The 14,468-nt window shown below is 67.7% G+C and carries 15 protein-coding genes; 9 read left to right on the forward strand and 6 right to left on the reverse strand.

The features are described 5' to 3' along the window. Position 1 precedes the first annotated feature (1 nt). Positions 2-898, forward strand: a complete 897-nt coding sequence (locus ACFVTD_RS07685) for an SseB family protein (protein WP_387560418.1) — start codon at positions 2-4, stop codon at positions 896-898. Between the two features lie 47 nt (positions 899-945). After that, positions 946-2,241 (forward strand): MFS transporter, encoded by a 1,296-nt coding sequence (locus tag ACFVTD_RS07690; RefSeq protein ID WP_387560421.1) that lies wholly within the window; start codon positions 946-948, stop codon positions 2,239-2,241. Between the two features lie 150 nt (positions 2,242-2,391). Here the strand turns inward: ACFVTD_RS07690 and ACFVTD_RS07695 are convergent, their stop codons facing one another. Then, entirely contained in the window at positions 2,392-2,778 is a 387-nt protein-coding gene (locus ACFVTD_RS07695; RefSeq protein WP_056338291.1) for a DUF1844 domain-containing protein, read from the reverse strand. Positions 2,779-3,178: 400 nt separating this feature from the next. Here ACFVTD_RS07695 and infC point away from each other — a divergent pair, with 400 nt between their 5' ends. The 4 genes from infC to ACFVTD_RS07715 all read left to right on the forward strand — a co-directional run bounded on the left by infC (position 3,179) and on the right by ACFVTD_RS07715 (position 5,938). Further along, positions 3,179-4,135, forward strand: coding sequence for a translation initiation factor IF-3 (infC, locus tag ACFVTD_RS07700; protein ID WP_387560425.1), 957 nt, complete (start codon positions 3,179-3,181; stop codon positions 4,133-4,135). Between the two features lie 116 nt (positions 4,136-4,251). After that, a complete protein-coding gene (rpmI, locus tag ACFVTD_RS07705; protein WP_009358635.1) occupies positions 4,252-4,446 on the forward strand; it encodes a 50S ribosomal protein L35 in 195 nt (64 codons plus the stop codon). A gap of 118 nt (positions 4,447-4,564) precedes the next feature. After that, the gene (rplT, locus tag ACFVTD_RS07710) at positions 4,565-4,954 is read left to right on the forward strand and encodes a 50S ribosomal protein L20 (RefSeq protein WP_018763610.1); all 390 of its coding nucleotides are present in this window, start codon (positions 4,565-4,567) and stop codon (positions 4,952-4,954) included. Positions 4,955-5,023: 69 nt separating this feature from the next. Beyond that, the gene (locus tag ACFVTD_RS07715) at positions 5,024-5,938 is read left to right on the forward strand and encodes a TrmH family RNA methyltransferase (RefSeq protein ID WP_387560428.1); all 915 of its coding nucleotides are present in this window, start codon (positions 5,024-5,026) and stop codon (positions 5,936-5,938) included. 74 nt (positions 5,939-6,012) lie between these two features. On the opposite strand, the gene ACFVTD_RS07720 is transcribed toward ACFVTD_RS07715, so the two are convergent. Both ACFVTD_RS07720 and ACFVTD_RS07725 read right to left on the reverse strand, forming a co-directional pair. Next, the gene (locus tag ACFVTD_RS07720; protein WP_141160945.1) at positions 6,013-6,288 is read right to left on the reverse strand and encodes a GlsB/YeaQ/YmgE family stress response membrane protein; all 276 of its coding nucleotides are present in this window, start codon (positions 6,286-6,288) and stop codon (positions 6,013-6,015) included. 175 nt (positions 6,289-6,463) lie between these two features. Further along, complete coding sequence (locus tag ACFVTD_RS07725; protein ID WP_387560431.1) at positions 6,464-7,672, reverse strand: MFS transporter; 1,209 nt, start codon at positions 7,670-7,672, stop codon at positions 6,464-6,466. A 161-nt stretch (positions 7,673-7,833) separates the two neighbouring features. On the opposite strand from ACFVTD_RS07725, the gene ACFVTD_RS07730 reads away from it, so the two are divergent. Continuing rightward, the gene (locus tag ACFVTD_RS07730) at positions 7,834-8,313 is read left to right on the forward strand and encodes a (deoxy)nucleoside triphosphate pyrophosphohydrolase (RefSeq protein WP_387560434.1); all 480 of its coding nucleotides are present in this window, start codon (positions 7,834-7,836) and stop codon (positions 8,311-8,313) included. A gap of 5 nt (positions 8,314-8,318) precedes the next feature. On the opposite strand, the gene ACFVTD_RS07735 is transcribed toward ACFVTD_RS07730, so the two are convergent. The 3 genes from ACFVTD_RS07735 to ACFVTD_RS07745 all read right to left on the reverse strand — a co-directional run bounded on the left by ACFVTD_RS07735 (position 8,319) and on the right by ACFVTD_RS07745 (position 10,646). Next, on the reverse strand, positions 8,319-9,428 hold the full coding sequence (locus ACFVTD_RS07735; protein ID WP_387560437.1) for an Rv2578c family radical SAM protein: 1,110 nt from the start codon (positions 9,426-9,428) through the stop codon (positions 8,319-8,321). Positions 9,429-9,525: 97 nt separating this feature from the next. After that, complete coding sequence (locus ACFVTD_RS07740) at positions 9,526-10,197, reverse strand: SIMPL domain-containing protein (protein ID WP_387560440.1); 672 nt, start codon at positions 10,195-10,197, stop codon at positions 9,526-9,528. Next, entirely contained in the window at positions 10,194-10,646 is a 453-nt protein-coding gene (locus ACFVTD_RS07745) for a hypothetical protein (RefSeq protein ID WP_387560443.1), read from the reverse strand. Before ACFVTD_RS07745 ends, ACFVTD_RS07740 begins: the two co-directional genes overlap by 4 nt. A 200-nt stretch (positions 10,647-10,846) precedes the next feature. Here ACFVTD_RS07745 and pheS point away from each other — a divergent pair, with 200 nt between their 5' ends. Both pheS and pheT read left to right on the forward strand, forming a co-directional pair. Further along, a complete protein-coding gene (gene pheS, locus ACFVTD_RS07750; RefSeq protein ID WP_387560446.1) occupies positions 10,847-11,908 on the forward strand; it encodes a phenylalanine--tRNA ligase subunit alpha in 1,062 nt (353 codons plus the stop codon). A 2-nt stretch (positions 11,909-11,910) separates the two neighbouring features. After that, a complete protein-coding gene (gene pheT, locus ACFVTD_RS07755; protein WP_387560449.1) occupies positions 11,911-14,454 on the forward strand; it encodes a phenylalanine--tRNA ligase subunit beta in 2,544 nt (847 codons plus the stop codon). The last annotated feature ends 14 nt before the right edge of the window (positions 14,455-14,468 follow it).

The following is a 14,468-nucleotide window of genomic DNA, read 5'->3' on the forward strand; positions in this document are numbered from 1 at the left end:
CATGCCCAGCTCCGAAGAACCGCAAAGCCCTCCCGCCCGCCAACTGCCCGGCCACATCGCGGCGGCGCTGGCCGGCGCCGGCGGTGCCACGGATTCCGCGGGCCAGCCATGGGCCGGCCGCAGCCTCGCCGGGGATGATGCGAAAATCCACAACTTCGAGGACGACGACGGAACGGCCGACGCCGGCTATCTCGCCGCAATTGCCGCCCTCCGGGAGGGGCGGGGCGACGAGGCGGACGTCGTTGCCGCACTGGCCACGGCCCGCGTCTTCATTCCCATCGTGGCCCAGTTGGCCGAAGAGGCCGCCACCGAACATGGGCTGCACGCGGACAAGCAGGCGGACATGGCATTGGTGACGCTCAAGGCCGCCGACGGCAGGACCGCACTGCCGGCATTCACGTCAGCGGCCGCGCTGGCCGCATGGCATCCAGACGCCCGCCCGGTAGCCGTCTATGCCGCCCGGGCGGCGCTCTCCGCGGTCGCCGAAGGGGCGGAACTCCTGGTGCTGGACCCGGGCGCGGATGTGACGTTCGTGGTGCGCCGGCCCGGCGTCTGGGCCCTCGCCAAGCAGCACGGCTGGACCCCCTCCTACGGTGACAGGGATCTGGCCGCCGAAATGGGCAGTGCCGCTTCTGGTTTCGCGGCCGTCCGCGGCGTCGAGCTGCTGCCTGGCAGGGGAGTGGCCACCCTGGCTGCCGACGGGACCATCGTCCCCGGTGGCGGTACTGGGCCGGAATTGCAGGTGGTGCTGTACCTCGAGGACGGCCTGGACGCGGCCGGTGTTCAGGAACTGGTAGCAGGCCTGCAGGCGGAGTGGTCCCGGAATGTATTGTTTGGGGAGCGCGTCGATTCCCTTGAAATCAAACTGAGGCGCGCTCCCGACCAGCCGCCAGCCTGATGGGTGATCCCCGCCGGGGCTGCGGCGCATCCTGAAGGACCGCTTTCGTGAATTTCGCTCTCTACCGGGAGTTGCTTGCCGTCCGGCCCATCCGCCGGCTGCTGCTGGTGGGCATGGTGGCCCGTATCCCGCACTCGGCTGCCGGCGTTCTGCTCACCCTGCACATCGTCCTCACCCTGGGCCAGGGATACGCAGCCGCCGGAGCCGCCGCTGCCGTCATGACCATCGGCATTGCACTCGGTGCACCGTGGCGTGGCAGGCGCGTGGACACCGTGGGGCTGCGGACCGCGCTCATCCCATCGGTGATCTCCGAGACGGTGATCTGGTCGGTTGTGCCGCACGTGTCCTACCAGTGGCTCCTTCCGCTGGTCTTTGTAGGCGGCCTGCTCACGCTCCCCATCTTCAGCGTGGTCCGGCAATCCCTGGGCGTCCTGGCGGAGGGCGAGCAGCGCCGCACCGCGTTCGCCCTCGACGCCATCACCACGGAAGTGGTCTTCATGATCGGCCCGGCCGCAGGCGCCGTTGTGGCCACCAGTGGCTACACCACCGCAGGACTCACTGTGGTGGGCGTTTCAACATCACTGGCCGGCCTGTTCCTCATGTGGTTCAACCCGCCCACCCGCAGCGAGGCCCTGAGCCTGGAATGCGCGGAAGATGAGCAGCATGCCGCCGAGGCCGCGGTGCTGTCCACGGCCCCGGCGCATGTGCAGGAAGCTGCTGCCGAACTGGCGCCCGCCGGGGCTGCCACCAGCACCGCGCAGGGCCTCCGGGGAAAGCTGGCCGGCGGCTTCTCCTGGTTCACCGCAACAGTCGCAGCCCTCTTCGCCGTAGCCGCGGGCGCCGGAATGGTCCTCAGCGGCACCGACGTCGGCATCGTCGCCGCACTGGAAATCGGCGGCCACCAGGGCGAGATCGGGATCGTCTTCGTCTTCTGGTGCGCCGCCTCCGTGGTGGGCGGCCTGATCTACGGGGCCATGCACCGGCCCATCCCGCCGATCTTTCTGCTGCTCGGCATGGCCGCCCTGACCCTGCCCATGGCCTTCGCCCACGACACCTGGACGCTGGCCCTCGTCTCCATCCTGCCCGGACTGCTGTGCGCCCCCGTGCTGTCCGCCGCCTCCGAGAAAGTGGCCGACCTGGTGTCCGAGGAGCGGCGCGGGGAGGCGATGGGCTGGTACGGCTCCGCGCTGACCGCCGGAGTAGCGTTCGGCTCGCCGCTGGCCGGGATCTTCATCGACGTCATGGGCCCTTCGGGCGGTTTCGTGTCCGTCGGAGCCGCGGGCGTGGTGCTCTGCCTCGTTGGCCTTGCGCTCCAGCAGCGCCGCCGCAAAACCGCGTACTGATACGAGCCCCTTCATCGAGTGCTCCGTACCTGCCGTTTTGGCCCCGCAAAACGGCAGGTACGGAGCAATGGATGGGGGTTAACGCACGACGGCGGGACGGCCCGCAAAGGAAACGTCCCGCCGTCGGGCGGTGCTTGGGGGAGTTGGGCTTTAGTTCACTGCCCCGGTGTACTTTTCGCCCGGGCCCTTGCCCGGTGCATCCGGAATCAGCGACTCTTCGCGGAAGGCCAACTGCAGGGACCGCAGGCCGTCGCGCAAGGGTCCGGCGTGCTGGGATCCGATCTCCGGGGCAGCCGCGGTCACGAGGCCGGCCAGTGCCGTGATCAGCTTCCGGGCCTCGTCGAGGTCCTTGAGTTCGGCTGCGTTGTCCTCCGCGGCCAGGCCAAGCTTCACCGCTGCGGCGCTCATCAGGTGCACGGCCGCCGTGGTGATGACCTCGATGGCGGGAACTTCGGAGATGTCGCGGATCTGCTGTGAAACGTCTGCGCCTGCGTCGCCGGGCTCGAAGACGTATGAATTACTGTCTGGGGTGCTCATACTGGTAAGCTTGACACAGACCGACTGGATCTCGTTATTTCAGGGATTGTCCTCAACGGCCAGGTTCCCAGCAGCGCTTCGCGGCGTTGGCGGGAATTTTCTCTGTAGAATGGCATCCAGTTTGCAAGCGGAGTTCTCTCCCACCCGCGTCAGCCGTTGTCCCGCCCGTTCCTCTGGAACCCGCGCGGACGCAAGGTTGCCGGGTACCTGGTTGGGCATGGGCTGGCATTTTGCCGGGACTGTGCACGTGCAGCCCTTTGCGGGTTGCCGGTCCAACCTCTTTGAGGCCTTCGATTGCTCCGGCAATTGGGGGCCTTCTTCATTTGCCGGACTCAACAACAAACACAGGAGCTTTAACATTAGCGAGCCAAGAATCAATGAGCGTATCCGCGTCCCCGAGGTGCGGCTGGTCGGCCCTGCAGGTGAACAGGTAGGAATCGTCCGTATTGAGGATGCCCTGCGCCTGGCTGCCGAGTCCGACCTTGATCTCGTTGAAGTTGCACCTCAGGCGAAGCCTCCGGTGTGCAAGCTGATGGACTTCGGCAAGTACAAGTACGAGGCCGCGGTCAAGGCACGTGAGGCTCGGAAGAACCAGACGAACACTGTTCTGAAGGAAATCCGCTTCCGCCTGAAGATCGACACCCACGACTACGAGACCAAGCGCGGCCACGCCCTGCGCTTCCTCGGTGCCGGGGACAAGGTCAAGGCCATGATCCAGTTCCGTGGCCGCGAGCAGCAGCGTCCGGAGATGGGCATCCGCCTGCTCCAGCGCTTCGCGGATGACGTCGCCGAAGTCGGCGTGGTGGAGTCCAGCCCCCGCATCGACGGCCGCAACATGGTCATGGTGGTTGGCCCGCTGAAGAACAAGGCTGAGGCCAAGGCGGAGGCGCGCCGGGCAACCCAGCGGGCCGAGGCCAAGGCCCAGAACGAAGCCAAGGCTGCAGGACGCGTTGATACCTCCGGCCAGGACCAGACCCCCATGACGCAGTCACTGGCGGACCTCCTGCCGGAAGGCTTCACCGTTTCCACCGAGCCGGAGGCAACTGCCGCGGAGAAGGCACCGGCTGAAGTGCCTGCTGCCGCTCCTGAGCAGGAAGCGCCGAAGCAGGAGGCTCCGAAGCAGGAAGCCCCCAAGGCTCCGGCTCCCAAGCAGGAAGCGCCGAAGGCTCCTGCTGCACCGAAGGCCGCCGCGCCTGCGCCCAAGCCTGCAGCTGCGGCCAAGCCGGAAGCGGCTGCGCCGAAGCCGGCCGGTGTCCCTGCGCCGCCCAAGCCGGTGGCCAGGCCGGCTGCACCGAAGCCTGCTGCACGCCCTGCCCCCAAGGCAGTGCCGAAGCCGGCCGGTAAGAAGACCAACTAGTTCACAGCTGCCGGGCATGCTCCGGCAGTCAGCAACCAGCATGCTGCCCGCGGGGGTGGCTGCGCGATAGAACTGCCGGCCCCCGGGCCCGCAGAAACGTAAGGAGATCGGTTCCCATGCCGAAGATGAAGACCCACAGTGGTGCTAAGAAGCGCTTCAAGCTGACCGGCAGCGGCAAGCTGCGCCGCCAGCAGGCCAACCGCCGCCACTACCTGGAGCACAAGTCCAGCCGCCTGACCCGCCGCCTCGCCGGCGACAAGATCGTCTTCAAGGGCGACGCCAAGGTCATCCGGAAGATGCTCGGCATCTAGTTTCCAAGTTTATTGATGGACCGCCCGCCGGTGGTCCGTCACCTGCCAAACAGCCTTCTCAGGCCGCCGGAACACCGGCAACAGATGCTTGGGATCAGATTTTCGAAGGAGTACGCACGTGGCACGTGTGAAGAGGGCGGTCAACGCCCACAAGAAGCGCCGGGTTGTTCTTGAACGGGCGAAGGGTTACCGCGGACAGCGTTCGCGCCTGTACCGCAAGGCCAAAGAGCAGCTGCTGCACTCGTTTGTGTACAGCTACGGTGACCGCAAGAAGAAGAAGGGCGACTTCCGCCGCCTGTGGATCCAGCGCATCAACGCTGCCTCCCGCGCCAATGGCCTCACCTACAACCGCCTCATCCAGGGCCTGAAGGCCGCCGAGGTCGAGGTTGACCGCCGCATGCTGGCCGAGCTTGCCGTCTCTGACGCCAACGCCTTCGCCGCACTGGTCCAGGTGGCCAAGGACTCCCTGCCGGCAGACACCTCCGCCAAGAAGGTTGCCGCAGCCTAGCAGCCGCTGCCGCCCCTCGCCTGAGGGGCCAGTTCAGGAACTGGAAGCGTCAGCTACTACAGTTCTTGTATGAACGAATCCGGGCGCCCGCAAGATCTTCCACTGTCCAACCCCCGAGCCGATCGGGTCAGGGACGTGTCAAAGCTTGCAGGGCGCCCGGCCCGTTTAAAGCGTGGCCAGTTCCTTGCCGAGGGGCCGCAGGCGGTCCGGGAAGCCCTCAAACTCCACCAGCAGCGCCTTGCAGCCGGTGCCGAGGGGATTGTCACCGAGGTCTTCGCCAGCGAAAGCTGCCTTGACCGTTTCCCCGAATTCGAAGAACTTGCCGAAGGCACCAACGCCCGGCTGGCCACCGACGAGGTCCTGGCGGCGATGGCGGACACCGTCAATCCGCAGGGCATCGTCGCCGTCTGCCGGTTCGTGGACGTCGGCCTGACGGACGTGCTCGACGCCGCTCCACGCCTGATTGCCGTGCTGTGCCAGGTCAGGGACCCCGGGAACGCCGGCACGGTCCTGCGCGCAGCCGATTCGGCAGGCGCCGACGCCGTGGTTTTCACCACCTCCAGCGTCGATATCTACAATCCCAAGGCCGTCCGCTCCACCGCGGGGTCGCTCTTCCACCTTCCCGTGGTCCTTGCCGCGGACCCGGCGGAACTGGCCGCGGAATGCAAGGCCCGCGGCATCGGCATCCTGGCGGCCGACGGATACGGGCAGTTGGACCTCGACGTCCTGCAGGACGAGAACGCCCGCCGCAGGCTCACCGGAGCCGGCCCCGCCTCTGAATACGACCTCGCTGCACCGACCGCCTGGTTCTTTGGGAATGAGGCCCAGGGACTCTCCGAAGAGGAGCTTGGACTGGCAGACCACCGGGTGGCGGTTCCGGTGTACGGCGCGGCCGAAAGCCTCAACCTTGGAACGGCGGCCACCGTATGCCTCTACGCCAGCGCCCGTTCCCAGCGCCGCCCCGCACCGCCGGCCCGGGACTGACTCGGAGAGTGCGCCCGGGCACAAAGAAAGGCCCCGGAAATCCGGGGCCCGTTGAGTGTTGCTGGACGGATTAATCAGGGTGCGCGGGTGGCTTTTCCGCGTCCGGTGACGGCTCCGTAGATGCCGGCGACAACCAGGCCGCCGACGATAGCGAGAATCCAGGTGCCGAGGTCGAAGAAGGCAAGATCGCCCTTGTTGAACAGGAGGCTGCCAATCCAGCCGCCAACGATGGCTCCAACGACACCCAGGATAAGGCTGGTGACCCAGCCGCCGCCGACCCGTCCGGGCATAACGGCCTTAACGATGGCCCCGACAATCAGGCCCAAAATAATCCAAGCAAGAAAACCCATGTCTCCTCCTTATTGTGACCGGGATTAATAGTCCCGATGAGGCTCAAGCTAACATACGCACCCGGCAAAGTCAGTAGCCCCAAAGCGGGCGTTGCCGCATCGTTAGGACCCGTCACAGGCGGTCTGTCCAATGCCGCACCGGCAATGGGACCGCCGGCACCGGGACCGCCCCGGCTCAGGCCGCAAGGGGCCTCTTGCGCTCCAGCAGTCCACTGAGCAGGGCGACGCCGAGGCCGAGGACCGCGAGGACAGCGCCCACCAGCGCGGGGGCGACGAAGCCCCACCCCAGCGCGATGACCACGCCCCCGAGGAAGGCGCCGAGTGCGTTGGCGACATTCAGCGCGGCATGGTTGAGGGAGGATGCCAGCGACGGTGCATCGGGGGAGGCATCGAGGAGGCGGGTCTGGAGGGCCGGGATCAGCATGGAGCCGGATGCCCCCACCACGAACACCATCACCATGGCACTCCACGGCCAGTGGGCGGCGAGGGCATAGACGACCAGGGCCAGGGCAATGGCCGGGAGGACCCGGTAGAGGGTGCCCATGACCGATTTGTCGGCCAACCTGCCGCCCACGATGTTCCCGGCGACCATCCCGAGGCCGTACAGCGCCACCACCAGGGGGATCCATGCGGTCGGGATGCCTGCTACTGACGTCATGGTGTGCGCGATGTACGTGTAGGTGGCGAAGAAGCCGCCGAAGCCCACGATGCCCACCAGGAGCGCCAGCCAGACCTGGAGCCGCTTAAGTGCGCCGAGTTCACGGCGGATGCTGGCGTCCGGGTGCGCGGCTTGGAACGGTACGAACTTCCACACCATGAGCAGTGCCAGCAGGCCAATGGCACCCACCAGGACAAACAGCAGGCGCCAGCCGAAGGTTTGGCCCAGCCAGGTCGCGAACGGTACGCCCACCACGTTGGAGACGCTGAGCCCGGCCATGACCATCGAGATGGCCCAGCCCCGGCGGGTGGGCGGAACCAGGGACGCTGCGATGACGGCCGCGACTCCAAAGAACGCTCCGTGGGGCAGTCCGGCGGCGAAGCGCGATACGAGCATCGACCCGTAGTCGGGGGCCATGAAAGAGGTCAGGTTGGCCACCGTGAAGAACAGCAGGAGGCCCAGGGCCAGCCTCTTGCGGGGCAGCTTGGCACCGATGGCGGCCAGCAGCGGAGCCCCCACCACCACTCCCAGTGCATAGGCGGAGATCAGGTGCCCGGCCTCGGGGGTGCTGATCCCCAGGCCCTGCTCCACCTCCTTCAGCAGGCCCATCATGGTGAATTCGGTGACGCCGATGCCCACGCCGCCCATGGCCAGGGCAAAGATGGCCATGCCGACGTTGGGGGTCTTGGTGCGGGCTGCCGTGGACGGGGAGAGGACGCTGCTCATATGCCTGCTTTTCTGATGGTGGAACCGGGAAGGGGACGGACGCCACGGCAATGGGGCAGGAAGGTCCGGACAGTGGGGCAAACCCTGGGCGGCCAGCCACTATTCCCCATGGCGGGGATGCTGTTCCGGGCCCGTTCCATTGTGGCCCATAGAATGGGCCGGTGGCTGGACTGATACAGGTGGTTGGCGGAGCAATAGTGGACAAGCTGGGCGACCCGGAGGCGTTGTTGGTGGCACGCCGGAGCGCTCCGGAGCATTTGGCCGGGCTGTGGGAGTTCCCAGGCGGCAAGGTGGAACCCGGCGAGGCTCCCGAAGCGGCGCTGGTGCGGGAACTGGCCGAGGAGCTGGGAATCGGTGTGCGGCTGGGAGCGGAGCTGCCCGCGGAGGCACCGGCCGGCTGGCCGCTCAACGACCGGGCCAGCATGAGGGTCTGGTTCGCCGAGGTGGCCAGCGGCGAACCTGCGCCGCTTGAAGACCACGACGAACTGCGCTGGATCCGGCTGGAGGACCGTGCCGCTGTCCTCGGCCTGCCCTGGATACCGGCCGATTATCCGATTGTGCGCGCACTCCTGGACTCCGTGGCGGCCCTGGTGCCGCAGTCCCCGGCGCACGGCCGGCCCGCGGGCGGCGCCGACTTCTAGACCGGCTAAAAGAGGGAATCCTGCACAGCCGGCCCGGCCGCCGAAGACGCTGCCGCGGGGGAGCCCGCCACGGGTCCGCCGGGGACCGCTGCGGGAATGCTCCCCGCCGGGTACGCCGCTTCCTCGGCCCGTGGATCGTCAAGGTCCCGGTGGCTGAAACCCGACGCCTGCGTATAGCCATACCGGGCCTTGAAATAGCGGACCTTGCCCGCGAGCCACGTCCGGTACTCCTTGGACGCATAGGAACCGGTCCCGTAGAGCCGCCGGTAGCGCCCGGCCAGTGCGGGGTGGTGGGCGGCAATCCACTTCATGAACCACTCCCTGGTGCCCGGCTTCAGGTACAGGGCACCGGCAGTGACGCCGGTGGCTCCGGCGGCCGCCAGCGAGGCGAACAGGGCATCCAGGGCTTCATCGCTGTCGGAGAGCCACGGCAGGATGGGCATGGCCATGACGCCGCAGGGCAGCCCGGCCTCGCGAAGCCTGGACACCAGCTTGAGGCGGGCCCTGGGCCCGGGGGTGCCGGGTTCGATGGCCTCCGAGAGGGCTTCGTCGGTCATGGCCAGGGAGATGCCGAGCCCCACGGGCACCTGGGCTGCGGTGCTCTTGAGCAGGGGAATGTCACGTGCCAGCAGCGTCCCCTTGGTGAGGATTGACAAGGGCGTTCCCGACTCCGCCAGGGCGTTGATGATCCCGGGCATGAGCTTGTACCGGCCCTCGGCCCGCTGGTAGGGATCGGTGTTGGTGCCCAGGGCCACCTGCTGCCGGGTCCAGGAAGCCTTGTTCAGTTCCTTCCGGAGGACCTCGGCGGCGTTGACCTTCACCACCACCTGGCTGTCGAAGTCCATGCCGGCGTCGAAGTCCAGATACGTGTGGCTTTTGCGCGCAAAGCAGTAGACGCAGGCGTGGCTGCAGCCGCGGTAGGGATTGACGGTCCATTCGAACGGCATCTTCGACCCCGCCGGGACCTTGTTGAGCACCGATTTGGCGGTGACCTCGTGGAAGGTGATCCCGGCGAACTCGGGGGTAGTGACGGAGCGGACCAGGCCCGCCAGCGGCAGCAACGCCGGGCCGGGCGCGTCCGGCGTGGGCACCAGTGCTTGGGCTTCCCATCTCATGACACCCATTCGAAAACATGTTCGAATTTAAGTCAAGGGTGCCGCGCCGCCCGGACAGCCCGGCCGCCGGTCCGGGGCACCGCCGCAGCGGCGTTGCCTACCCTCGCTGGGCCTGCAGCAGCTCCCACGTGACGGCTACAGCCGCCTCGACCCGGTTGACTCCTGGTTCCACCGACGGGCCCTCCGTGGCGGATGCACGTTGCATCCCTGCCAGCGGCACGGGTCCCGGTGCCGGGCGCGGTTCGGTCACAGCCAGGACCTTCCCCAGCGTGGCGGAGGCCAGCGCGGCATACTGCCCGGCAGTTTGGAGTGCGTCCTGCCAGGCGGCGTCACGTGCCTGTGCCCGGACCGCGGAATCGTCTGAAAGGACCAGCTGGAGGCTGTTCAGGCGGCCATCGTCCCCGGCGGCGAGGACAGCCTCGGAGACGATGGCCGACGCCATGCCGGGATCCCGCAGCCTGACGGACACACTGCTTGACGCCACGTAGCCCACCAGCCGTTGGCCTTCACCGTCCCGCCAGGCGAGGTCAGCCCGGACGGCCAGGCCGGTCGAACGGATATCGCCCGGGGCAACACCGCGGCTCCGTAAGACCGACGTGGCAGCCGCCAGGCCCTCGCCGGCAGCTGCAAACGCTTCAGCCACTGATTCGGCCCGGCTCTCCACACCTAGGGAGACAAGCATCAGGTCCGGGGCGGCCTCCGCCCAACCCGTCCCCGTGACGGTGATGGTCCCGGCGTCCACAGGGGAATGTACGTCCTGGGCCGTCACGCCTGCCTCCCCGCCCGGAGCGGGTAGCCGCCGGCTGCCAGCCCGGCCCGCCGTTCAAAGATGTTCGCGGTCCCCGGATTGCCGGTGCGCAGCATCGACCAGGCGGCGGCCGCCAAATACAGGGGAAGGAAGGGAAGCCCCAGGCACCACGCATACTGGCTGCAGTGCCGCTCCTCGTGTCCCAGGAGCACGGGCCGCGACAACAACTCGGCGGCAGAAGCCCTGCACAGCACCACGTTGCCCAGGGTGAAGGCCTGCGCCAGCGGCAACCGCCAGCGGTAACCGGCAGCGATAAGCAGTCCGCGCGGGCCCTGGCTGATGTCTGTCCGTGCGGCGAGGGCGACGGCGAGGCCGGCAAGGGTGCTCCCGTTCAGGAGGTTCGCTGCCCGCCTGAGCCGCTGGGCCGTCGTCGTGCCGGCAAGGGAACCCGCGCGCTGCCGCAAAGTCATGAGGCCATGGTAGCCGGACGGTTCTACTAGACTGGAGGGCAGTGGCCGCCGGTCCTGCCGGCGAGCCCTGACCTGGTCATTGAATGACGCTGACGTTCAGCGCATTCATCCATGACCTGCCGGCGACGGGCGGGCCGCGCGGGAAACCGTGCATGGCTGACCGGCCGCCGGCAGCCACGACTCGTAGCTAAGAACAGTAGATGACTGAAACTTTGCCGGGCGCCGCCATCCCGAACCCCACGGATGAGGCCGCCATCAACGCCGCTGTAGACCAGGCCATCACCGCCATCGCCGGTGCGGCCACCCTTGACGAGCTGAAGGCGGTACGCCTTGCCCACAGCGGCGAGAAATCCCCGCTCAGCCTTGCCAACCGCGAAATCGGCAGGTTGCCCAAGGACCAGAAGGCGCTCGCCGGAAAGCTGATGGGTGCCTCCCGCGGCCGGGTCAACAAGGCGCTCGCCGAGCGCGCCGAGGTGCTCGAAGCCGAGAACGATGCCCGGATCCTGGTCGAGGAAACCGTTGACGTCACTGCCGCCCCCCGCCGCCGCCGCGCCGGTGCGCGCCACCCGCTGTCCACCCTGCAGGACCGCGTCGCGGACATTTTCGTGGGCATGGGCTGGGAGATCGCCGAAGGCCCCGAGGTGGAATCGGAATGGTTCAACTTCGATGCCCTGAACTTCAAGCCGGACCACCCGGCCCGCGAAATGCAGGACACCTTCTTCGTGGAACCGCCCGAAGCGCACCTGCTGATGCGGACCCACACCTCCCCGGTGCAGGTCCGTTCCATGCTCGAGCGCGAGGTGCCCATCTACGTGCTCTGCCCGGGCAAGGTGTTCCGCACCGATGAACTGGACGCCACCCACACCCCGGTGTTCCACCAGTTCGAGGGCCTTGCCATCGACAAGGGACTGTCCATGGCGGACCTGCTCGGCACCCTGGAGCACTTCACCCGCCAGATGTTCGGTGAGGAGGCAAAGGTCCGCCTGCGGCCCAACTACTTCCCGTTCACCGAGCCCTCCGCCGAACTGGACATCTTCCACCCCGGCGCCAAGGGCGGCCCGCGCTGGATCGAGTGGGGCGGCTGCGGCATGGTCAACCCCAACGTCCTGCGCGCCGCGGGCATCGACCCGGACGTCTATTCAGGTTTTGCCTTCGGCATGGGCATCGAGCGTGCCCTCATGTTCCGCAACGAGGTGGGGGACATGCACGACATGATCGAAGGCGATGTACGGTTCAGCGAGCACTTCGGGATGGAGATCTAACAGTGCGTATCCCACTTTCCTGGCTGCGGGAGTTCGCAGCAGTACCGGCCGGAGCAACGGCCGAAGACGTCATGGAAGACCTGGTCAAGGTCGGCTTTGAAGAAGAAGCCGTCCACCGTCCCACTGACACCCTCCAGGGACCCGTGGTGGTGGGCCAGGTCCTGAGCCTGGTCAAGGAACCGCAGACCAACGGCAAGACCATCAACTGGTGCCAGGTCCGGATTGTCCCCGAAGGCAAGGAACAGACCCTCACCGGGGACGGCATCGACCCCTCCGGCGTCCAGGGCATCATCTGCGGCGCGCACAACTTCGTTGAGGGCGACAAGGTAGTGGTCACGCTTCCCGGGGCCCTGCTGCCCGGCGACTTCCGCATCTCCGCCCGCAAGACGTACGGCCACCTGTCAGCCGGCATGATCGCCTCGGTCCGCGAACTGGGCATCGGCGAGGACCACGACGGCATCCTGGTGCTCTCCCGCATCGGGCTGGACCCCGAGGTGGGCACCGACGCCATGGAACTCCTGGGCCTCTACGACCAGGCGGCCGAAATCAACGTCACCCCTGACCGCGGCTACGCGTTCTCCATCCGCGGCGTGGCCCGCGAATACGCGCACGCCACCGGCACCGCCTTCACGGACCCCGCATCCCGCGTGAGCGCCCCGGCGGAACTGTCCGGCGGCTACGGCGTCAAGCTCAACGACGACGCCCCCATCTACGGCAAAGCCGGCTGCGACCGCTTCGTGGCCCGCACCGTCAGGGGCGTGGACGCCACCCGGCCCACTCCGCCATGGATGGTCTCCCGGCTCCGGCTCGCCGGCGTCCGCTCCATCTCGCTGCCGGTGGACATCTCCAACTACGTCATGTTCGAACTGGGACAGCCCACGCACTGCTACGACCTGGACAAGCTCTCCGGCGACATCGTGGTCCGCCGCGCCTCCGCAGGGGAGAAGATCACCACCCTGGACGGCAAGGAACGCACCCTTGACGCCGAGGACCTGCTCATCACCGACGACTCCGGAGCCATCGGCATCGCGGGTGTCATGGGCGGCGCGGCCACCGAGGTGGGCGACTCGACGTCGAACATCCTGGTTGAGGCGGCGCACTTTGACGACGTGTCCATCGGCAGGTCCCGGCGCAGGCACAAGCTGCCGTCCGAGGCGTCCAAGCGCTTCGAACGTGGCGTTGACTGGCAGGTGGCCGGCATTGCCGCCCAGCGCGTGGTTGACCTCCTGGTGGAACTGGCCGGCGGCACGGCAGACGAAGCCGGCACCGACGTCGGAACTGCTCCGGAAACCATCACCATCGACCTGCCCGCCGGCTTCGCTGCCGCACGCATCGGCATCGACTTCACCGAGGAACAGATCGTCACTTCCCTTGAAGACCTTGGCGCCGCAGTGGTGAAGCACGACGGCGGCTGGACCGTTACGCCGCCCAGCTGGCGGAGCGACCTGGAGACCAAGGAAGACCTGACCGAGGAAATTGCCCGGCTGGTGGGCTACGACAAGATCCCCGCCACCCTGCCGGTCGCCCCTCCGGGCCGTGGCCTCACCCGTGTCCAGCAGCAGCGCCGCCGGCTCATCCAGGCACTGGCCGACGCCGGACTCACCGAGGTCCTCTCATACCCGTTCGTGTCCAAGGCTGCCAACGACACCTTCGGCGTCGCTGATGAAGGAGGGGCCCGGACCGCCCTCAAGCTGGCCAACCCGATCAGCGAGGAGCACGGCTACCTGCGCACGTCCATCCTGCCCGGACTGATCGAGGTGGCCAAGCGCAACCACTCCCGTGGCTTCCGGGACCTGGCCCTGTTCGAATCCGGCCTGGTGTTCCTGCCCGAGGGGACAGTGGGCACAGCCTCCATCCCGCCGCTGGGCGCCAAGCCTGCCGACGAGGTGCTGGACGCGCTGTACGACGGCGTCCCGAACCAGCCGTTCCACATCGCGGCGGTCCTCACCGGCCACGATTCCCCGGCCGCCGCGTCCCACACGCCCCGCGTGTGGGACTGGGCCGACGCCCTGGACGTGGCCCGGCTTGCCGGCGACGTACTGGGCGTGGACCTGGTGGTCAGCCAAGGCAGCCACCAGGCGTTCCACCCCGGCCGCACCGCCCGCCTGGCGCTGCGCACGGGGGAGACCGTTGGCTACGCCGGCGAACTACACCCCAAACTGCTGGCTGCCTCGGACATGCCCGCCCGTTCGGTGGCCCTGGAACTCGATGCCGATGCCCTGTTCGAGGCCGCGCCCGACGTGATCGTGGCCCGCCACATTTCCACGTTCCCGGTGGCCACCCAGGACGTGGCGCTCGTGGTCCCGGCCGACGTGCCCGCAGACGACGTCCTTGCCGCCTTGCGTGAAGGCGCCGGAGAGCTGCTGGAAGACGTGGCACTGTTCGACGTCTACGCAGGCAAGGGCATCGAGGACGGCAAGAAATCGCTGGCCTTCGGGCTCCGCTTCCGGGCCGCCGACCGCACCCTGACCGCTGACGAGGCCTCGGCAGCGCGTGAAGGCGCAGTTGCGCTGGCTGCCGAACGCTTCGGAGCCGTGCAGCGGTAGGTTTCCTGCAGGCT

The sequence above is a fragment of the Pseudarthrobacter sp. NPDC058119 genome, from assembly GCF_042884655.1.
Taxonomy (GTDB): domain Bacteria; phylum Actinomycetota; class Actinomycetes; order Actinomycetales; family Micrococcaceae; genus Arthrobacter.